This is a genomic window from Pseudomonas sp. AP19 (assembly GCF_001728855.1).
GTDB classification, from domain to species: Bacteria; Pseudomonadota; Gammaproteobacteria; order Pseudomonadales; family Pseudomonadaceae; genus Aquipseudomonas; species Aquipseudomonas fluorescens.
In genome coordinates this window covers 38,981-57,115 of record NZ_LXJP01000013.1, presented here as the reverse complement: position 1 = coordinate 57,115, position 18,135 = coordinate 38,981, and the positions used below count along the sequence as shown (strand labels likewise).

General features: G+C 58.4%; 22 protein-coding genes and 1 pseudogene. 9 read left to right on the top strand and 14 right to left on the bottom strand.

Going from position 1 to position 18,135, the window contains the following annotated elements; all coding sequences use genetic code 11:
• Positions 1 to 67 precede the first annotated feature (67 nt).
• Entirely contained in the window at positions 68 to 289 is a 222-nt protein-coding gene (locus tag A7D21_RS34300; protein ID WP_082149858.1) for a helix-turn-helix domain-containing protein, read from the top strand.
• 31 nt (positions 290 to 320) lie between these two features.
• Positions 321 to 536, top strand: coding sequence for a hypothetical protein (locus A7D21_RS12050; protein WP_069551794.1), 216 nt, complete (start codon positions 321 to 323; stop codon positions 534 to 536).
• Positions 537 to 579: 43 nt separating this feature from the next.
• Here A7D21_RS12050 and A7D21_RS12045 read toward each other — a convergent pair whose 3' ends face one another.
• A complete protein-coding gene (locus A7D21_RS12045) occupies positions 580 to 966 on the bottom strand; it encodes a hypothetical protein (protein ID WP_069551793.1) in 387 nt (128 codons plus the stop codon).
• A gap of 191 nt (positions 967 to 1,157) precedes the next feature.
• Between A7D21_RS12045 and A7D21_RS12040 the strand changes: the two genes are divergently transcribed.
• Entirely contained in the window at positions 1,158 to 1,700 is a 543-nt protein-coding gene (locus A7D21_RS12040) for a recombinase family protein (protein ID WP_069551792.1), read from the top strand.
• 239 nt (positions 1,701 to 1,939) lie between these two features.
• On the opposite strand, the gene A7D21_RS12035 is transcribed toward A7D21_RS12040, so the two are convergent.
• From A7D21_RS12035 to A7D21_RS12015, 5 genes and pseudogenes are all read right to left on the bottom strand, one after another.
• Positions 1,940 to 2,314, bottom strand: a complete 375-nt coding sequence (locus A7D21_RS12035; RefSeq protein WP_069551791.1) for a Rap1a/Tai family immunity protein — start codon at positions 2,312 to 2,314, stop codon at positions 1,940 to 1,942.
• Positions 2,315 to 3,485: 1,171 nt separating this feature from the next.
• Positions 3,486 to 3,713 (bottom strand): annotated as a pseudogene (locus A7D21_RS12030) (radical SAM protein); the annotation flags it as partial.
• Between the two features lie 81 nt (positions 3,714 to 3,794).
• Positions 3,795 to 5,093, bottom strand: coding sequence for a cytochrome c (locus A7D21_RS12025; protein ID WP_069551789.1), 1,299 nt, complete (start codon positions 5,091 to 5,093; stop codon positions 3,795 to 3,797).
• Between the two features lie 12 nt (positions 5,094 to 5,105).
• Positions 5,106 to 6,890, bottom strand: a complete 1,785-nt coding sequence (locus A7D21_RS12020) for a GMC family oxidoreductase (protein ID WP_053253648.1) — start codon at positions 6,888 to 6,890, stop codon at positions 5,106 to 5,108.
• Between the two features lie 2 nt (positions 6,891 to 6,892).
• Positions 6,893 to 7,645: a gluconate 2-dehydrogenase subunit 3 family protein gene (locus A7D21_RS12015; RefSeq protein ID WP_053253647.1), complete on the bottom strand. Its 753-nt coding sequence runs from the start codon at positions 7,643 to 7,645 to the stop codon at positions 6,893 to 6,895.
• Positions 7,646 to 7,918: 273 nt separating this feature from the next.
• On the opposite strand from A7D21_RS12015, the gene A7D21_RS12010 reads away from it, so the two are divergent.
• The gene (locus A7D21_RS12010) at positions 7,919 to 8,605 is read left to right on the top strand and encodes a dual specificity protein phosphatase family protein (RefSeq protein ID WP_053253646.1); all 687 of its coding nucleotides are present in this window, start codon (positions 7,919 to 7,921) and stop codon (positions 8,603 to 8,605) included.
• A 7-nt stretch (positions 8,606 to 8,612) separates the two neighbouring features.
• Here A7D21_RS12010 and A7D21_RS12005 read toward each other — a convergent pair whose 3' ends face one another.
• Positions 8,613 to 8,885 carry a YheV family putative zinc ribbon protein gene (locus tag A7D21_RS12005; RefSeq protein WP_027608125.1) on the bottom strand — a complete coding sequence of 91 codons (273 nt, stop codon included), beginning with the start codon at positions 8,883 to 8,885 and terminating at the stop codon, positions 8,613 to 8,615.
• Positions 8,882 to 10,981 carry an oligopeptidase A gene (gene prlC, locus A7D21_RS12000; RefSeq protein ID WP_171902612.1) on the bottom strand — a complete coding sequence of 700 codons (2,100 nt, stop codon included), beginning with the start codon at positions 10,979 to 10,981 and terminating at the stop codon, positions 8,882 to 8,884. The genes A7D21_RS12005 and prlC overlap by 4 nt, the downstream gene beginning before the upstream one ends.
• 54 nt (positions 10,982 to 11,035) lie before the next feature.
• Here prlC and A7D21_RS11995 point away from each other — a divergent pair, with 54 nt between their 5' ends.
• Together A7D21_RS11995 and A7D21_RS11990 are read left to right on the top strand one after the other, a co-directional pair.
• Complete coding sequence (locus A7D21_RS11995) at positions 11,036 to 11,578, top strand: gamma carbonic anhydrase family protein (protein WP_069551787.1); 543 nt, start codon at positions 11,036 to 11,038, stop codon at positions 11,576 to 11,578.
• Positions 11,575 to 12,234: an HAD family hydrolase gene (locus A7D21_RS11990; protein ID WP_069551786.1), complete on the top strand. Its 660-nt coding sequence runs from the start codon at positions 11,575 to 11,577 to the stop codon at positions 12,232 to 12,234. The genes A7D21_RS11995 and A7D21_RS11990 overlap by 4 nt, the downstream gene beginning before the upstream one ends.
• Positions 12,235 to 12,329: 95 nt before the next feature.
• On the opposite strand, the gene A7D21_RS11985 is transcribed toward A7D21_RS11990, so the two are convergent.
• A complete protein-coding gene (locus A7D21_RS11985) occupies positions 12,330 to 13,373 on the bottom strand; it encodes an aminopeptidase (RefSeq protein ID WP_069551785.1) in 1,044 nt (347 codons plus the stop codon).
• A gap of 142 nt (positions 13,374 to 13,515) precedes the next feature.
• On the opposite strand from A7D21_RS11985, the gene A7D21_RS11980 reads away from it, so the two are divergent.
• Positions 13,516 to 13,938, top strand: coding sequence for a hypothetical protein (locus A7D21_RS11980; protein ID WP_053253641.1), 423 nt, complete (start codon positions 13,516 to 13,518; stop codon positions 13,936 to 13,938).
• Here the strand turns inward: A7D21_RS11980 and A7D21_RS11975 are convergent, their stop codons facing one another.
• Together A7D21_RS11975 and A7D21_RS11970 are read right to left on the bottom strand one after the other, a co-directional pair.
• The gene (locus A7D21_RS11975; protein WP_069551784.1) at positions 13,939 to 14,178 is read right to left on the bottom strand and encodes a DUF1161 domain-containing protein; all 240 of its coding nucleotides are present in this window, start codon (positions 14,176 to 14,178) and stop codon (positions 13,939 to 13,941) included.
• Positions 14,179 to 14,385: 207 nt separating this feature from the next.
• Positions 14,386 to 14,817, bottom strand: a complete 432-nt coding sequence (locus A7D21_RS11970; RefSeq protein ID WP_053253639.1) for an OsmC family protein — start codon at positions 14,815 to 14,817, stop codon at positions 14,386 to 14,388.
• 216 nt (positions 14,818 to 15,033) lie between these two features.
• On the opposite strand from A7D21_RS11970, the gene A7D21_RS11965 reads away from it, so the two are divergent.
• Complete coding sequence (locus A7D21_RS11965; protein WP_053253638.1) at positions 15,034 to 16,035, top strand: LLM class flavin-dependent oxidoreductase; 1,002 nt, start codon at positions 15,034 to 15,036, stop codon at positions 16,033 to 16,035.
• Between the two features lie 59 nt (positions 16,036 to 16,094).
• Here the strand turns inward: A7D21_RS11965 and A7D21_RS11960 are convergent, their stop codons facing one another.
• Together A7D21_RS11960 and A7D21_RS11955 are read right to left on the bottom strand one after the other, a co-directional pair.
• Complete coding sequence (locus A7D21_RS11960) at positions 16,095 to 16,322, bottom strand: DUF1161 domain-containing protein (protein ID WP_069551783.1); 228 nt, start codon at positions 16,320 to 16,322, stop codon at positions 16,095 to 16,097.
• Positions 16,323 to 16,435: 113 nt separating this feature from the next.
• Positions 16,436 to 16,651: a dodecin gene (locus A7D21_RS11955; protein ID WP_016969657.1), complete on the bottom strand. Its 216-nt coding sequence runs from the start codon at positions 16,649 to 16,651 to the stop codon at positions 16,436 to 16,438.
• Between the two features lie 154 nt (positions 16,652 to 16,805).
• On the opposite strand from A7D21_RS11955, the gene A7D21_RS11950 reads away from it, so the two are divergent.
• Entirely contained in the window at positions 16,806 to 17,132 is a 327-nt protein-coding gene (locus A7D21_RS11950) for a YqjD family protein (RefSeq protein ID WP_003170746.1), read from the top strand.
• Positions 17,133 to 17,140: 8 nt separating this feature from the next.
• Here the strand turns inward: A7D21_RS11950 and A7D21_RS11945 are convergent, their stop codons facing one another.
• Positions 17,141 to 18,037: a LysR family transcriptional regulator gene (locus tag A7D21_RS11945; RefSeq protein ID WP_069551782.1), complete on the bottom strand. Its 897-nt coding sequence runs from the start codon at positions 18,035 to 18,037 to the stop codon at positions 17,141 to 17,143.
• Positions 18,038 to 18,135 lie beyond the last annotated feature (98 nt).

Sequence of the window (18,135 nt, the reverse complement as noted above, 5' to 3'; positions counted from 1 at the left end):
ATGTATCAGTTAGTGTGTCATCAAATGGTGTGTTCACGATTGGGGTTCATCCGACCATCATTCGCGAATGCAACCAAATCAGAATCTGAGAAAGGGTTTCGGCCAACGAATCCGAGAGCTACGCACCAGTCAGGGCTTCAGTCAGGAGGCTTTCGCTGATCGGTGCGGGTTCGTTCGAACGTATATGTCGCGAATTGAGACGGGCACAGCCAACCCCAGCCTAGATGCTGCAAAGGTGCTGGCTGATGGACTGGGAATGACCTTGTCAGAGCTGCTACAAGGGCTCTGACGACCTTCAAAGACAATCTCAAGGATGGACCGTGCCAGATAACACAGAAGCCCATGTAGCTACAGCAGACGTCCTAACCCTCCTCCTTCACAACCAGCACGCGCTTGCAGCAGCGATTGAAGAAGTGGCCCTGTGGGCTAAAACCTGTGGATCAAACGAAATCCATGAGAACGCCGTCACCGCATTGCAGACTCTCGATGCGAACGCATCTGCCATCACCGCTGGAATTCTTAAGCTTCGCCAATAGTCACGACCATGAAAGTCGAAGTGCTGCAAGAAATGGCGTCGACTCAAAAGGAAAAGTTGTTTTTTTCGTGCTCCTCAACGTCATGCTCATCGACCCGGACAGTTTCCAGGTAGAGACGGACGGGGGGCTTATGGTCATGCTCAAAAACGCTGTAGTTCTCGGTCCTCCACTCGGTAACATCAGTTTTTCGATAACCCTTGGCTATCAGATCTGCTTGTGCAGCAACGAGTGCGTGTGACCCCAGCTTGTATTCCAGCACATAGCAGCCCATGTCTCCGCTCATTTGCAGAGGCAGAGAATCGCCATCGCGCTTTCGCCAAGATTGCTGTTGGAGCTCTTGAAGCTCAAAAAGCGCAAGCTCGAGCAACTTCTTCAGATGCTCAGCAGACTTCCCTTCAACGTTTATCGTCAGCGAATGAATCTTGCTCATGGTCAGCTCCTGATTGAGGAATGTGCATGTTAAACAGTTCACTTACTCAGAAACCATATGCATTCAACTGGGTACACCCTATTGACCACTAGTCGGGTGAATACAGTTTCTTGGGCTCTAGCGTTGTTTTGAGCGGAAGAAAGGGACAAAATGACAACGTCTAGACCCAGATGAATACAGGAGTAAAATAAATGGCAGATGTCGGCTACAAACGAGTTTCAACGGCGGACCAGACCAACGCTCGCCAATTAGACGGCATGACCTTCGCCCAGGTGTTTGAAGACAAGGTATCAGGCTCTACTACAGAGCGCCCAGCCCTACAGGAAATGCTTCGATACGTTCGCGAGGGCGACACGATCCATGTCCACTCGATTGACCGGCTGGCACGTAGCTTGGTTGATTTACTGGGGCTTGTCAGTGATCTAAAAGCCCGTGGCGTAAACATCCAGTTCCACAAGGAAAGCCTTCTATTCACCAGCGAACAGAACGCCAACCAAGATCTGATGCTCAGCCTGATGGGTGCAGTTGCTCAGTTTGAGCGTTCAATGATTCGTGAACGCCAGCGGGAGGGGATCGCCACGGCCAAGGCAAGAGGGGTCTACAAAGGTGGTGTAAAGACAACCAATGCTGAAGCAATCCGCAATCACATCGCCAATGGATCGTCCTACAGAGACACTGCCAAAGCACTTGGTGTCAGTCTCTCCACCGTTCAGCGAGCAATGAAAGCCCCCTAGAGCCGCATTAAGCGGGCGCCCTTACGCCTGCTACAAGGGCCCAGCGTTCTACGCCAGCCAGAGACGAGCTTGGCGCCTCTCCGCTCCATACTTATTTCTATATCGTTCGAGCTTTCGACAAACCCTATCGCAGCCTGCTTAACAGCTCAGGCAAGTCATCATGCCCTGTCGATTATTTTCCAGCCAGGGCAGTTCGGACGCCCATGATTTGCGACCTTGTTTGAGCGGCGGGGCCTTGATTAGTGATTGGGCATACACGGGTACGAGTCAAGAAGAGCAAATACCACGAGACTGCTGCCATCTTGGTGGAGCTTCGAGGGGTTTTCTTTCAGATACTTCACGGTAATGCGGGCGGCCTGCTCATTGGTCATCCCCTTAGGGGCACAAACCTGCTTTTCAGGCTTAAGGATTGGGTTTATCACAACCATCATTTCCCCTACCGTTTGCAATACACCAAAGCAGTAGCCAGATGAGAACTCGTCGTCCATTACTCGAGTGTCACTGAACCTGACAGCGCCCTGGCAAGCCTTTAGGAGGCCGTTTCCATCCATGGCCAATGCGTTACCGCTAACGGCGAAGATCAGTAGACCCGTGCCTATTGTCCAAGCTTTCATCGCCAATCCTTTCCATGATTAAGGCAATACTACCGACTAGACCGGCACTCTACCTTAGACATAGTTCATATAAGCAATGGATAACGTGAAATCTATAGAGGGGCGTACGTCGACTACTCAAACCCAATCGATAGGTTTTAACTATCACTATTGCTGGAGCGATAGGCAAAAAGACGATGGCGGGGATGTACTTGGGGAGGCGCCAGGATAAACCGGAAGGTCGAAGGCGTTTCGAGTTGCGAAGTGTTCGATGGTAGAGGAACTACCGTAGGAAGCCACCAAATCAGCAAGAGCTTGGTGGCGACTTTCACGTCTTAACGCGGTGGGCTACGACGGTGGTGGCAGACATCCTCCCATTCACCGAAGCGGAACCGACGATATTGACGAACCGGCACCGTTTTGGCGCCGATAGTGGTGTTGCGGGTGAATCCAATCGACATGTCCATTTGGGCAGTCTCCAGCAGGGTTTAAGTTAATCGCACCTGTCTGGAGACGACCACCGATCAATCACCGATTGACGCAATTGCATCAATTGGCTTTTAATGGCGTCCTTCTTTCGACAGTGCTGAAACGCATTAGCCGAAGGGTACGAGTAGTCGCGTCATGTTTTAGCGGACCTGAACGCGACTGCTCGTAGACATCTTCTGCTTAGACCCCATTAATTTGGGGTTTTTGCGTTTGTGTGGCCACTATATAGTCATCTACCTGCCTCTGCAAGCCCCCAGGGGCCTCTCTACGCCACTTTATTCTCTCCGCCATCAAACACGATGCCTAATAACGCATTTGCGCTTCCTGAGGGCCTCAGGAGGGCCTAATAAGGGCCTGTGCTGCCACCTTTCAGCCACCATTAATCCGTGCGTCATGGGGGTCATCTACAGAAACTTTCGGCACTTTCTCAATGGCGAACACTACATGTAGGGGGTGTCGGAGAGGCGGGGTACAAGATAATGCGTTTTTGGGGGCTTATCAACGCACTACCTGTGGATAACGTTGTGGGTAAAATGTGTATGAAACGCGGTATATCCGTGTAGGCCGCACTGCTGCTGGATTGCACCGTTTGTCACAGAATATTCCAAGGGCGAAACGCCTCAACACGCGATAGCTCAACTCTCTTCTATATATGCCGCGAAATAGCTCTGCATTCATATGTACCAATCACACACTACAGTCAGCCATGCTCACAGCCGCGATAAGGGTTGATCGAGCGATCGAAGGGCAAGTCCGGCGAATTGTTGCGGGTGATGATGCTCTTGGCCGTCTCGATCCGCACTTCGGTGCCCTGGGTCGGCGGCACTTCCTGAAACCAGCCGTCGTCCTCGACCACGCTGGCAGTCGGCGCAAAACGGTTGTGCAGGTTGGTGGCCGTGCCCCGGCCACGGGGCGGCAACGGAGTAGACATGAAAACGCCTCGATACTGTTTTTATATACAGTATCGAGGCGCGAGGGTTCTGACCAGTGCCGTTTGGCGGTCAGGCCAGGATCAGTGCTTTTGCGTTACCTGCCCCAGGTCATCGCCTGAGGTGGTGCGCATGTCACTCTTGCGCAGGTCGGCCACGTCACTGGCTGTCACGGGCGCGCCTTTGTTACCCCAGCTGCCGCGAACGAAACTGACGACATCCGCCACTTCCTGGTCCGACAAACGCCAGGCAAAAGCCGGCATGGTGAATGTCGACGGCGCCGTATGAGTTGCCGGCAAGGTTCCACCGTTCAACACAATGTTGATCAACGACGTGGCATCCGCCGTCTGCAACACCGGGTTACCCGCCAGTGCCGGGAACACCCGCGTATAACCATGGCCGTCCGTACGGTGGCAGGCGGCGCAGTTGTCGATATACACCGACGCGCCCGGTTTGCTGTCATCGCCTTTCCACAGCGCGTCGGCCACCTGTTTATCGTACTGATGCGGCTGATCCTTGGGATCGACCGCCGGCAGGCTTTTGAGGTAACGGGCGATAGCGGTCAGGTCGTCCTGCGACATGTACTGCATGCTGTGCACGACAACATCACTCATGCCGCCAAACACCGCGCTGCGGTCACTGCGACCGGTCTTGAGGAACTGCACCAGTTGCTCCTCGCTCCAACTGCCGAGGCCGTCCTTGTGGTCGCCACGCAGGCTTTTCGCGATCCAGCCTTCCAACGGCGCGCTGCCGGACAGGAAGGCAGCGCCGTCCGCGGCACTCAGGGCTTTTTCCTGCATGGTCAGCGCGCGCGGCGTATGGCAGGCGCCACAGTGGCCGAGGCCTTCAACCAGGTAGGCGCCACGGCTGATCACCGGGTCGGCGGCGACCTGTGCCGGATGCTCCTCAACCGTCGGGGCAAACATCCAGCGCCAGGCCGCCAACGGCCAGCGCATGCTCAAGGGCCACGGAATGTCACTGTCCTTGTTCGCTTGGGCGACCGGCTCAACCCCTTTCATGAAATACGCATACAACGCCTGCATATCGCTGTCGCTGACGCGTGCGTAGGACGGATACGGCATCGCCGGGTAAAGCGTACTACCGTTCTTGGCGACACCATGGCGCACGGCCTTGTCGAAGTCTTCGAAGCTGTAGTTGCCCAGGCCCGTGTTGTCCGGGGTGATGTTGGTGGAATAGATCACGCCGATGGGCGTTTCCATCGGCAGGCCGCCAGCGAACGGCTTGCCGCCCTTGGCAGTGTGGCAGGCCACACAGTCACCCGCGCGAGCCAGGTATTCGCCCTGCTTGATCAAGTCGGTTTCGGCGGCGCTTACCGAGCAGCTGCTGAGCAACGCCAGGGAGGCGATAACGAGTGCTTTCATGGTCATCGCTCCTTATGCCTGAACCAGTGGGCCGGGATTCTTGAGGTACTGCTCGCGGATCGCCCGCGCCGACCAGTAGGTCAACGCCGCCACCAGGCCGGTAGGGTTGTAACCCAAGCCTTGTGGGAAAGCGGATGCGCCCGGGACAAATACGTTGTGCACATCCCAACTCTGCAGGTAGCGGTTCAGCGCGCTGGTTTTCGGGTCGGTGCCCATGATCGCGCCACCGTTGAGGTGAGTGGTCTGGTAGGACGCCGTGTTGAAATGCTCGCCGACCTTTTTGCCCAGCACGGCAATGGCCTTGGGGTTCATCGCTTCAGCAACCTTGCCCATTTTTTCCATCATGAAACGGTTCATCTTGATGTCGTTTTCCTGCCAGTCGAACGTCATCCGCAGCAATGGCAAACCGTAGGCATCGCGGTACACCGGGTCGAGGTCCAGGTAGTTGGCTCGGTAGGATTGATGCGCGCCGTGGGAGTCCATCGACACCTGGTGGGTGTAGTAATCGGCGGTGGCACGTTTCCAGGCACTGCCCCACGCCGGGGTGCCCGGCGGGTTGGACGTACCGGCAATCGGCCGGCTGCCGGCCTGGTTGACCCACATCGGCGAGCCTCCCACAAAGCCGTGCGGCCCGTGGTCGAAGTTATCCGCGTTGAAGTCATCAATGGCCACGCCATTGCCGCCCGCACCGATGAAGTTGTTGGTGTGGGTGTCCTTGTCGAAGAAGGCCTTGATGGTGCCCATGTTCTGGTAGGCGAAGTTCCTGCCTACCACACCCTCATTGGTAATCGGGTCGTAGGGTTTGCCGATACCCGAGAGCAACATCAGACGTACGTTGTTGAACTGGAAGGAGCCGATGATCACCAGATCCGCCGGTTGCTCGCATTCCCGACCCTGGCCGTCGATATAGGTCACGCCGGTGGCCTTGCTCTTGGTGCTGTCGAGGTTGACCTTGAGTACGTGGGAATTGGGCCGCAGCTCAAAGTTCGGCACCTGGCGCAGTGCTGGCAGGATGTTTACGTTTGGCGAGGCCTTGGAATACATGTAGCACACGTAACCGCTGCAGAACCCGCAGAAGTTGCACGGGCCCATCTGCGCGCCGTAGGGGTTGGTGTACGGCCCCGAGGTATTGGCCGACGGCAGGTTGTAGGGTTTGTAACCGACCTCGGCAGCCGCCTTCTGAAACAGCTGTGCGGACACGGTGTTTTTCTGCGACTCCAGCGGGAACGGGTTGGAACGATCCGGTGCGTATGGGTTGCCGCCACGCCCTTCGCCCACCACCTGACCTTTTACGGTCCAGGCCTGACCGGAGGTGCCGAAGACTTTTTCCGCGTAGTCGAAAAACGGCTCCAATTCTTCGTAGCTCACGCCGAAGTCCTGGATGGTCATGTCTTTGGGAATGAAATTTTTGCCGTAGCGCTCTTCATAGTGGCTACGCATGCGCAGTTCGATAGGGTCGACGCGAAAATGCACGCCCGACCAGTGCAAACCCGCGCCGCCCACGCCATTGCCGGGCAGGAACGCGCCCAACTGGCGGTTGGGCAAGGCGACGTCATTCACGCTATGGCGAATGGTCACCGTTTCCTTGGAGATGTCCTGGAAGAGTTTTTTACGCACGCTGTAGGTCAGTTCGTCGATGACCTGCGGATAGTTGCCGTCCGGATAGGTGTCCTGCATCGGGCCGCGCTCCAGCGCAACCACATTGAGGCCTGCCTCGGTCAATTCCTTGGCCATGATCGCGCCGGTCCAGCCGAAGCCCACGATCACCGCGTCCACTTTCTTCATGATGGTCGCCACGTTTATGCCCTCTCGCCGCGAATGGAAACAGCCGGGAAGGGGTATTGCTCGTTGCGTTCAACCCAGTCCATGAAATCGGCGCGCGCGCCGGGGAAGCCGATCATTGTCCAGCCGACCATGCCTTTATTGCCGCCGTGGACCGGGTCGCAGAAGAACCCTTCCTTGGTGTTTTGCAGCAGCAGGTTGAAAAACATCTTCGCGGGCACGGCTTCGAAATGCGCCGTCATTTCACTGCCGCCAGCCTCCATGCGCCGTAGCATGTCGTCCTGGGTAGCGCTGTCTTGCGCAGCAAAAGCTTTGCCATTGAACGCCTTCGACCATGCATCCGTCGCGGCAATGCCCAGGCGATAGATGTCCTTGGGCACCAGTTTGCTCTGCCAGCCCATCTCCGGCGCCGCATCGGCGTTGAACGGGCCTTGCATGAACCACAGGGCGCCGGCGGCATACGGCGTGTTCATCTGGCGGTCGATGTATTCCGGCGCGCCGGCTTCCAGGGCGCCAGGGCCTTGGGCGTCAGCGGGAATCAGGCGGGCGACGGCCGCGTTGATGAACGCCCATTCTTCGGCGGTGAAGTAGCTCGGTTCATAGGCTTTGTCGCTGGCGGGCGGCTTGGCCGGAGCGGCCTGGGCCGGCTCCGGCGTGGCCATCAACATCGAGCCGCCAAGGCCGGTGCTGGCAACCGTGACCACCGGGATCAAGGTCAAGGATTTGCGCAAAAAATCACGCCGGGGGTTGTCTTGATCTTGATCAGACATGGGTGCACCTCATCATGTGGTCACGGATTGATCAGCCGCTTCTGGGAGCAGCGTGAAGGTTTGCCGAGCAACTAGGAGCCAATGAGCTAGAGCAGGCTCGCAAACAATAGTTACAAATGATAGCAGGCTAAGAATTGAGAAGAATCGATTAACCGAGAAAAACAGCGGATCAGGTCGGGTCTTCACGATTCTTTGACGAGTACCTCACGCCATGTTGACCCCGCGCAGGCGAATCTGTGGCCTATCAGCCCTTCCTATTCGGTCCCAACGCGCATGTTCACAATCCGTTTGCTGCCTGCCCTCGGCCTGGCGTTCATGGCTCTGCTCAGCACACTGCAGGCTCAAGCCGACGAGGCCACGTCCCTGCGCTCAGCGGAGTGGGCCCAGCCTGTGGGCGGCCAATTCAACCTGCACCAGATGACGCCCACCCTGTATCGCAGCGCATTGCCGGACAGCAGCGCCGTGCCCGTACTGGAAAAACTCAAGATCGGCACGGTGATCAACTTTTTGCCGGAATCTGATGCGTCGTGGCTGAAGACATCTGATATCAAACAGGTGCAGCTGACTTATCGCACCAACCACGTCGACGATTCCGACGTGCTGGCGGCGCTCAGGGCCATCCAGCAAGCAGAAGTTAACGGCCCCGTGCTGATGCACTGCAAACACGGCTCTGACCGCACAGGCCTGATGGCCGCGATGTATCGCGTGGTGATCCAGGGGTGGAGCAAAGAAGACGCGCTGAACGAGATGACCTTGGGCGGTTTCGGCACCAGTAACGGCTTCAAGGACGGCGTTCGCTACATGATGAAGGCCGATATCGACAAGTTGCGTACAGCCTTGGCGAATGGCGATTGCAGCACCAGCGCGTTTGCCCTGTGCTCGATGAACAGTTGGCTCAACACGGCCAGCAGCAGCCGTGTGGAGCCAAAGAAAGACACTGATTGGGTACGCACACCCTAAGCGGGCATCAATCCTTTTTCAGCTTGGGATTGGGGAAAAACTGCACGGCCTGCACCTTCGGGTCCGGCGCCTTCAGCGCCGATGTATTCACCCGCGTGCCCAATTCCTTGGGCACCGACAAGCCTTGATCATTCAGCGTGTCGGTATAACCGCAGGCCACACACTCACGGTGCGGCACGCTGTCTTCAGTCCACATCTTCAACTTGTCCGGCTCGCTGCACGCCGGGCAGACCGCCCCGGCGATAAATTGCTTTTTGGTTATCACAGGCCCTTCGCTCATGCTGCCGCGTCCTCACTCAGGCCGCTGTGACGCAAGAGTGCGTCAATCGACGGCGCCCGTCCGCGGAAGTCGACGAACAGCACCATCGGCGCCTGGGAACCGCCCCGCGCCAGAATCGCTTCGCGGAAGGCGCGACCGGTTTCCGCGTTGAGCACACCCTCTTCCTCGAACTTGGAGAAGGCATCCGCCGACAACACTTCCGCCCACTTGTAGCTGTAATAGCCCGCCGCGTAACCGCCGGCAAAGATGTGCGCAAAGCTGTTAGGGAAGCGGTTGTAGGCCGGTGGGCGCATGACCGAGACCTCATCGCGCACGCCTTCAAGCACCTGCGCCACGGTGCGACCATCGCCATGGGTGGCGTGCAGCTCGAAGTCGAACAACGAGAATTCCAGTTGGCGCACCATCATCAGGCCGGACTGGAAGTTCTTCGCCGCCAGCATTTTTTCCAGCAGGTCCTGAGGCAGCGGCTCACCGGTTTCATAGTGGCCGGAGATCAGCGCCAGGCCTTCCGGCTCCCAGCACCAGTTCTCCATGAACTGGCTCGGCAACTCCACCGCATCCCAGGCCACACCGTTGATGCCGGACACGCCAGCGTGTTCAACGCGGGTCAGCAGGTGGTGCAAGCCGTGGCCGAATTCGTGGAACAGCGTGGTGACTTCATCGTGGGTCAGCAGCGCAGGCTTGCCGCTGTCGGCCGGGGTGAAGTTGCACACCAGGTTGGCCACCGGGCTTTGCAATACGCCGTCGATCGTGCGGCGACGGTCGCGCGCGCCATCCATCCAGGCACCGCCCCGCTTGTTGGCGCGGGCGTACAGGTCGAAGAAGAAACGCCCGACGTGCTGGCCGTTTTCCTTGATTTCAAACAGGCGAACATCCGGGTGCCAGGTGTCGAAGCCTTTTTGCTCGGCGATTTCGATGCCGTACAGGCGCTGGACGATGGCAAACAGCCCGCTGAGCACTTTGTCGATCGGGAAGTAGGCGCGCAGGGCTTCCTGGGAAACGCTGTAGCGCTGCTCGCGCAGTTTTTCACCGTAGAAACCGCTGTCCCAGCTTTGCAGGTCGGCGCAGCCTTGTTCGGCGGCGTAGGCCTTGAGCTGTTGCAGGTCCTGGGCGGCAAACGGCTTGCTGCGCTTGGCCAGGTCACGCAGGAAGCTCAGCACCTGGTCGCTGGATTCAGCCATTTTGGTGGCCAGGCTCAGCTCGGAGAAGGACGCATAACCCAACAGCGTGGCCAGCTCCTGACGCAGGTCGAGGATCTGTTCCATCACCGGGCCGTTATCGTTCTGACCGGCATTCGGGCCTTGGTCCGACGCACGGGTGCAGTAGGCCGCGTAGACTTCTTCACGCAGGGCGCGGTCCTGGGCGTAGGTCATCACCGCGTAGTAGCTCGGAAATTCAAGGGTGATCAGCCAGCCGTCGAGGCCTTTGGCCTGGGCGGCAGCCGCCATTTGCGCCTTGGCGGAGTCGGTCAGGCCGGCGAGAGTGGCTTCACCGGTGACGTGTTTGGTCCAGGCCTGAGTAGCATCCAGCAGTTGGTTGGAAAATTTGCTGCCCAGCTCGGACAGCTTGCTCTGCACCTCGGCGTAACGTTTTTGCTGCTCAGGCGGCAAATCGATACCCGAGAGGCGGAAGTCGCGCAGGGAATGTTCCAGGATGGTTTTTTGCGCCACATCGAAGCCGGCCGCTTCGGGGCTGTTGGCCAGGGCCTCGAAGGCCTGGAACAGTGCGCGGTTCTGGCCCATCTCGGTGGAGTAGGCGCTCAATGCTGGCAGGCAGCCTTCGTAAGCTTCGCGCAGCTCGGCACTGTTACACACGGCGTTGAGGTGGCTGACCGGGCTCCAGGCGGCGCCCAGGCGGTCATTCAGCTCGTCCATGGCCAGTATCAGACCGGCCCATGTCGGATTTTTGCCCTGGCTTTGCAGGATGCCTTCGATGGCAACGCGGTTGTCGGCGAGGATCTGTTCGATGGCCGGCTGAACGTGCTCGGCACGGATCGCCGAGAACGGCGGCAGGTCGTAGGACTGCAGAAGAGGGTTGTTCGCGCTCACGGTTGGCACCTTGGCTGAAGAAACATGTAAGAACAAAGATGGGGCCATCTTAATTACAATCAACGCCCACCGCAGCTATCAGCAGAAGAGAGAGAGGCTATCGTGACCCTTCGCACCTATCAGAACCACACGCCAACCCTGGGCGCCGGGGCTTTTGTCGATATTTCGGCGGTGGTGATCGGCGATGTCGAAATCGGCGCCGACAGCTCGGTTTGGCCGCTGACCGTGATTCGCGGCGACATGCACCGCATCCGCATCGGTGCGCGCACCAGCGTGCAGGACGGCTGTGTGCTGCACATCACTCACGCCGGGCCGTTCAACCCGGATGGCTTCCCGCTGCTGATCGGCGATGACGTGACCATCGCCCACAAGGTCATGCTGCATGGCTGCACCGTGGGCAATCGGATCTTGATCGGCATGGGCAGCATCGTGATGGACGGCGCCGTGGTCGAAGACGACGTCATCATCGGCGCCGGCAGCCTGGTGCCACCGGGCAAGACACTCGACAGCGGCTTTTTGTATGTGGGCAGCCCGGTTAAACAAATCCGTCCGTTGACTGACAAGGAACGCGCGTTCTTCACCTACAGCGCAGCAAACTACGTGAAGCTCAAAGACCTGCACTTGGCGGAAGGATTCGATCAATGACCCTGCATTACCCAACCGTCCTGTTCGACCTGGACGGCACCCTGACCGATCCGCGCGAAGGCATCACCCGCTCGATCCAGTATGCCCTCGGCAAACTGGGTATCGACGAGCCGGACCTGACCAAGCTGGAGCACTTTATCGGCCCGCCGTTGCTGCAAGCCTTCATGCAGTTCTATGGCTTCGATGAAGCCAAGGCCTGGGAGGCGGTGAATTTCTATCGCGAGCGTTTCAAGGTCACCGGCCTGTATGAAAACCGCGTGTTCGACGGCGTCATGCCGTTACTGGAAACGCTGAACGGCCAGGGCCGTCAGCTGTATGTGGCCACGTCCAAGCCGTGGGTGTTCGCCCGCGAGATCGCCCGGCATTTCGATTTTGCCAAGCACTTCAAAGTCATCTACGGCAGCGAGCTGGATGGGACGCGCACGCATAAAGTCGAGCTGATTGCTCACTTGATGAGCGAAGAAGGCCTGGACCCGGCGACCACCTTGATGATTGGTGATCGCAAGCACGACCTGATCGGAGCACGCAGCAATGGCCTGGATTCGGCGGCGGTGGGGTATGGGTTCGGCAGTTTTGAAGAGTTGAATGCCGAGGCGCCGACTTGGCATTTTGCGACGTTGGATGAGATGCATCAGGCGTTTTTGCAGCGCGCTTGAGACCGTTATCGCAGGCAAGCCAGCTCCCACAGTTGACCGCATTCCAAGTTTGGAAATCGATCAACTGTGGGAGCTGGCTTGCCTGCGAAGAGGCCCTAATGGCCACCACTCTCCAATTGCCTTAACGCCGCCTTACGCTGCGCCACCGGCAACCCACCCAATTTTTCAACCGCCGCAAAAAACTTCACCCAATCCCCGCCTTCCTGCGCAAACAACGCCGCGAATGCCGGCACCCATTGGTCATACAGCCCGAACGGCAACAGCCGCGCATTGTTCATCGGCTGGTTGACCCACACGTCGTAACGTTTATCCCCGCCCCATTGGCTATCGCGCATGTGCTGATACGCTGTGCGCAAGCGCTCGAACTCTGCGGCTTTGGCCTGGCGCATTACATCCGTCGCCAGCGGTTGGGCGTAGAGTTGTTCCAAGCGCTTGCGGGTATCAAGTACCAGCCGAATAAACTGATCGCGTTGCTGCAACGCCGCATTGCTCAATGGCGCCAAGCCACGCGCCGCACGCCATTGGCGGGTGCCTTCCTGCTCGACGAAGTTGGCATAAGACTCGTTGAACTCGGTGTCATCCTTCACATAAAAACGCTGATGCGCCAATTCATGAAAAATCAGCGTGGCCAGGCGCTCATCGCCCCAGTGCATCATCGAACTCATGATCGGGTCGTTGAACCAACCCAGCGTGGAATAGGCCTCGACACCGCCAATCGACACGTCCATGCCCCGTTGCTGCAGCACCGCCGCCTCGCCGCGCGCAGCGCCCTGGTTGTAGTAGCCGCGATAAGCGACGCAGCCGGCGATTGGAAAGCAATGGGTTTGCGGGGATAGAGAGAATTCCGGCGTGGCGAATACATTCCAGACCACATAGGGTCGGCCAATGTCGGCGTATAACCGGTAACTCTGGTTGTCAGGCAAGTGCAGGTGCTCGCTGGCAAAGGTACGTGCCTTCTGCGATTGCGCCAGGTGATCGCGCAGCGCCTGTGGCCGAGAGGGATCGGCGATGACCTCGGCAACCGGCTCGCGGGCCCTCAGCAATTGCCATTGGCCGTCAGCCAACTGGGCGTAATAACTGACGCTGGAACAGCCGCTGAGCAACACGACGATTAGCCCTGGAAGAAAACGCCTCAACATGCTCCGACCGCTCCTGGGTGACTGGCTCGCCAGACTATCCTGCCGGCGCGGAATTTTTCCATGCCGTGACGTGTTTATACTCATAGAGAGTTTGCCGCCTTGTGCGCCCGGCTCAATTCTTTCCTTCCGTTGAGTGCCTGCCATGCGCCAGCTCTTGCTTCCCGTCACCGCCTTGTTCCTCAGCGCCTGTGCTTCGACGCCATTGCCACCGGTCGATCCGCACCAGGCATGGGTCGATTTCGCCACCCCGACCCCGGGCGCCAAACTGGTGATGGCCCAGCGCCTGGACGGCAAGAACCTCAACGACGGGCGTTTCTTTCAGGTGCCACCCGGCAGCCACGAACTGATGGTGCGCTTTGATTTCGAGGTGCCAACAGGGGGCAGTTTGGGCGGGTTGTCGCAGACCCAGGACCGGACCTGCTTCATGACCTTGCAGTACAACAGTTTCCAGGCAGGCCAGCGCTATGTGCTGGAGGGCCGCTCGCTGGGCTACACGCCGAACATCCGGCTGTACAACACAGCGCGGCAGTTGCTGGCGCAAGAACGCAGCGTCAACTGCATCTGATCAGTCGTTGTTCTTTTGGTAGACGATAGCTTTGGTACCGTTCTCACAGCTGCCGACGACCATGGCAACGTCGTGCTTGTCGGCTTCTTCCTTGCTGACGATTTCCAAGGTGTAGGACGGCACTGCATTAGCCTGGATTTTGACCTCGATCTCTTTCCTGAGCTCTTCACAATCTTTTGGCGCGGCCACGGCCGACGTGGCCAAAACAGCGCAGATGATCGCCAAGGCAAAACGTTTCATGTGTGTAGCTCCCTGAATGCATGCGCACGGGTGTGCGCCTAAGTTGCATAGCGTATAGGACCACATCTGGGAAACACGAGTTCTGATTTAACGCACAACTAAATGTGGGAACGGGCTTGCTCGCGAATGCGGTGGGTCAGTCACAGTGATATTGACTGGTCCACCCCGTTCGCGAGCAAGCCCGCTCCCACATTGGAAGATGCTTTATCAGTTAACCAGCGTCGCATCCAGGCTGATGTTCGCATTCAGTACCTTGGATACCGGGCACCCTTCCTTGGCTTTCTTGCTCAGTTCGTCGAACTGGGCCTGGCTTGCGCCTGGAATCTTGGCCTTGAGGATCAGGTGCACGGCGGTGATTGCAAAGCCACCTTCCACTTGGTCCAGCGTCACTTCAGCCTGGGTGTCAATGCTGTCGGCCTTGAGGCCGGCGTCGCCGAGAATCATCGAAAACGCCATGGAGAAACAGCCGGCGTGGGCCGCACCGATCAATTCTTCAGGGTTGGTGCCCTTGCCTCCTTCGAAACGGGCCTTGAAGCCGTAAGGCGCTTCACGCAGCACGCCGGTTTCGGTGGAAATGGAACCCAGCCCAGTCTTCAGATCACCTTCCCAATGCGCGGATGCTTTTTTAACGATACTCATAGCGGTCTCCTCGAACGGTGGTTTTGCTTCAGTAAGGGTTCTGAGGATAGATGCGCGGGCAAAGTTCATCTTGTCGGAAAAACCTAGTTATTTAGTAGGAAATCTCTCCACCTCTATTGAATCTCGGGTATATGCCCTCATTGCATAGAACATGCACATGAAGCGGCAGGTTTTGGTTCGTCTATAAGCCTGCGCACCTAATGGAGAAGCAGGCTTATGAAATCGCTGTCCGACGTGAAGTTCTCGACCCTCGACCTCGTGCCCGTGCGCGCCAACGGGAGCATCGCGCAATCGTTGCGCAACTCTCTGGACCTCGCCCAGCACGTGGAAAAGTTCGGCTACAACCGTTTTTGGGTGGCCGAACACCACAACATGGACGGCATCGCCAGCTCGGCCACCTCGGTGTTGCTGGGCTATCTGGCCGGTGGCACCTCGACCATCCGCGTCGGCTCCGGCGGCGTCATGCTGCCCAACCACGCGCCCTTGGTCATTGCCGAGCAGTTCGGCACGCTGGAAAGCCTGTACCCCGGCCGTATCGACCTGGGCTTGGGCCGCGCGCCCGGTTCCGACCAGATGACCGCCCGCGCCCTGCGCCGTGAACGCTCGGGCAGCGCCGACGATTTCCCCGAAGACGTGGCCGAACTGATGGCCTACCTCGGCCCACGCACGCCTGACCAACGGGTGATCGCCGTGCCGGGCACTGGCACCAACGTACCGGTCTGGCTGCTGGGTTCCAGCCTGTTCAGCGCGCAGCTTGCGGGAGAGAGGGGTTTGCCCTACGCCTTCGCCTCACATTTCGCACCGCGCTTGATGCACGAGGCGATTCGCGTGTATCGCAATCACTTCAAGCCTTCAGCCGTGCTGGACAAGCCCTACGTGATGCTCGGCATTCCGCTGGTGGCGGCCGATACCGACGAGCAGGCCGATTACCTCGCCACGTCCGTGTACCAACGCATTCTGGCGCTGATGCGCGGGCAAAGCCTGGTGCAGCGCCCACCGGTGAAAAGCATGGACGGCCTGTGGCTACCCCATGAAAAAGACGCCGTCGGCAGCTTCCTCGGCTTGGCCATGGTCGGCGGCCCGGCCAAGATCCGCGCCAAACTGGAAGTGCTGATCGAGCAAACCGGTGCCGATGAGCTGATCTTTACCAGCGACCTCTACGAGCACGCTGACCGGATTCATTCCTACGAGCTGCTGGCACAGCTGATGAAAGGCTGAGCCCGAGGCGAAAAAAAACCGACGCACTCGCGTCGGTTTTTTATGTCTGGAACACGGGATTAACCGCGTTTGTAGACGATTTCCTTGGTGCCGCCTTCGCAGGAGCCAATCACCTTACTTCCATCGGCTGCAGCGCCTTTATCGACAACATCCAGGGAATAATGCTGAACGCCTTTCGCATCAAGCTTTGCTGCGAGTTCACTTTTCAGCTCTTCACAAGGCTTGCCCGCCGCCAGGGCTGTACCCGCGATGCTCAACAAACCTACCGCCAACAGGAACTTCTTCATCCGTTACTTTCCTTGCGCTGATCGAAAAGAGCGTGCCGATGCATTGCATCGGCACCCTAAGGGTGTAGCGCAGGTTATGGCAATCGGCCAGTCGGCAAGTTCAACCGACGTGATCAACTACTGGCAATTCGGAACCCCACCTTCAGCGTGACCTGGAAGTGCGCGGCCTTGCCGTCCTTGATGTGGCCACGGGTTTCGGTCACTTCAAACCACTCCAAGTGCTTGATGCTCTTATGCGCTTCGGCAATCGCGTTGTTGATGGCGTCTTCGATACTGGTCGTCGACGAGCCCACCAGTTCGACTTTCTTGTAAGTGTGATGATCTGACATAGCGTTTCTCCTGAGGTCTCTACTGAGCGTAGCAGTCAATGTTCGTACTGCTTCTGGCGGCTATTCGTAGGTGAAAGTTCAGATTTACTGCACTTTCTGAAAACGCCGTAGTCGGTATCTACACACGCCACTCAATCACTTCAGGAGAGCCCACATGGCCAACACTTCTTTACGCAAAGCGTCGCTGGAAAGCATGGAAGCCGAGATTTCGAGCCTGCTCAAGTCCCTTGAGAGCCTCAAGGATGATGCATCCGATGAGTCGCGCAAAACGCTGAAGGCCCTGAAAAGTAATGCCGAGAATGCTCTCAAGCACTCCCGCCACCTGATCAGCGATGCCTACGAAGAAAGCAAAGTCAAAATCCGCGAAACCGGCGTCGCCACCCGCGACTACGCGCAAGAGCACCCATGGACTACCGCCGGCGTTGCCGTTGGCGCGTTGGGCCTGCTGGCCGCTTACCTGCTGTGCAAACGCGGTGACTGATTGACCGGCTACAGCGGTTGGCGCAGCAGCTCTGCCTTGAGCCACTGCGCCAGCTGACCGGCGCGCCCGTCTGCGGCGCGTTTGGGTAGCCACAACGCCAGGTGCGCCGGGGTTTCACTGAAACCCCACGGCGCCACCAGGCGACCCGCTCGCAGGTCCTCTGCCACCAGCGGTTCAGGTGCAATCGCCACTCCCAGCCCGGCAACAGCCGCCTCCAGCAAATAATACAAATGCTCAAAACCCTGGCCGAGTTTCAGCGCGCCGGGCTCGATGCCGTGTTGCTGCGCCCAACTGGGCCAGGCCTGCGGGCGCGAGGTGGTGTGCAACAGCGCTTCGCCACACAACGCCGAGGCAGGTGCATGACGCAGAGGCTCATAACCGGCGAAGCGCGGGCTCATCACCGGGCCAATCCGCTCGCTGGCCAGTTCGTACACTTGCATATCCACCGGCCACGGCGGTTCGGCGAAAACCAGCAGGGCGTCAAGACCGGGCCGCCGAGGATCAAGGTCGCCGTCACCGGCGGACAGGTGCAGGCGCAGGTCCGGTAAGTCTGCGTTCAAGCGGCCCAGGCGCGGGATCAACCAGCGCGCCAACAAGCTGCCCGAGCAGCCCAGCACGAAGGGCGCATCGGCGCTGGCTTGGGTGAGTTCTGCGCACACGTCCCTCAAGCGCTCGAAGGCTTCGGCACTCGCGTCGCGCAGGCGCACACCGGCATCTGTGAGTTTAAGGCCGCGCCCGTCCTTGACGAACAGGCTGACACCCAAATGCTCTTCCAGCACCTTCAACTGGCGACTGACGGCACCGTGGGTCACATGCAGTTGCTCAGCGGCCTGGCTGACGCTGTTGAGCCGGGCAGTGGCTTCGAACGCGCGCAGGGCATTGAGGGGCGGAAGGTCTCGGCTCATCTGTGAGTTTTCCTGACAGGTTGCGGCGATCTTATCGGTTTTCAGCGCCGGATGTGAGGGGTAGAGTGACCGTCATTGCCTCTCACACGAATTATTTC

Coding starts and splice junctions, on each gene's coding strand:
- A7D21_RS34300 (WP_082149858.1), top strand. CDS start 68: ATGCAACCAAATCAGAATCTGAGAAAGGGTTTCGGCCAACGAATCCGA.
- A7D21_RS12045 (WP_069551793.1), bottom strand. CDS start 966: ATGAGCAAGATTCATTCGCTGACGATAAACGTTGAAGGGAAGTCTGCT.
- A7D21_RS12040 (WP_069551792.1), top strand. CDS start 1,158: ATGGCAGATGTCGGCTACAAACGAGTTTCAACGGCGGACCAGACCAAC.
- A7D21_RS12035 (WP_069551791.1), bottom strand. CDS start 2,314: ATGAAAGCTTGGACAATAGGCACGGGTCTACTGATCTTCGCCGTTAGC.
- A7D21_RS12025 (WP_069551789.1), bottom strand. CDS start 5,093: ATGAAAGCACTCGTTATCGCCTCCCTGGCGTTGCTCAGCAGCTGCTCG.
- A7D21_RS12015 (WP_053253647.1), bottom strand. CDS start 7,645: ATGTCTGATCAAGATCAAGACAACCCCCGGCGTGATTTTTTGCGCAAA.
- A7D21_RS12010 (WP_053253646.1), top strand. CDS start 7,919: ATGTTCACAATCCGTTTGCTGCCTGCCCTCGGCCTGGCGTTCATGGCT.
- A7D21_RS12005 (WP_027608125.1), bottom strand. CDS start 8,885: ATGAGCGAAGGGCCTGTGATAACCAAAAAGCAATTTATCGCCGGGGCG.
- prlC (WP_171902612.1), bottom strand. CDS start 10,981: ATGGCCCCATCTTTGTTCTTACATGTTTCTTCAGCCAAGGTGCCAACC.
- A7D21_RS11990 (WP_069551786.1), top strand. CDS start 11,575: ATGACCCTGCATTACCCAACCGTCCTGTTCGACCTGGACGGCACCCTG.
- A7D21_RS11985 (WP_069551785.1), bottom strand. CDS start 13,373: ATGTTGAGGCGTTTTCTTCCAGGGCTAATCGTCGTGTTGCTCAGCGGC.
- A7D21_RS11980 (WP_053253641.1), top strand. CDS start 13,516: ATGCGCCAGCTCTTGCTTCCCGTCACCGCCTTGTTCCTCAGCGCCTGT.
- A7D21_RS11975 (WP_069551784.1), bottom strand. CDS start 14,178: ATGAAACGTTTTGCCTTGGCGATCATCTGCGCTGTTTTGGCCACGTCG.
- A7D21_RS11970 (WP_053253639.1), bottom strand. CDS start 14,817: ATGAGTATCGTTAAAAAAGCATCCGCGCATTGGGAAGGTGATCTGAAG.
- A7D21_RS11965 (WP_053253638.1), top strand. CDS start 15,034: ATGAAATCGCTGTCCGACGTGAAGTTCTCGACCCTCGACCTCGTGCCC.
- A7D21_RS11960 (WP_069551783.1), bottom strand. CDS start 16,322: ATGAAGAAGTTCCTGTTGGCGGTAGGTTTGTTGAGCATCGCGGGTACA.
- A7D21_RS11955 (WP_016969657.1), bottom strand. CDS start 16,651: ATGTCAGATCATCACACTTACAAGAAAGTCGAACTGGTGGGCTCGTCG.
- A7D21_RS11950 (WP_003170746.1), top strand. CDS start 16,806: ATGGCCAACACTTCTTTACGCAAAGCGTCGCTGGAAAGCATGGAAGCC.
- A7D21_RS11945 (WP_069551782.1), bottom strand. CDS start 18,037: ATGAGCCGAGACCTTCCGCCCCTCAATGCCCTGCGCGCGTTCGAAGCC.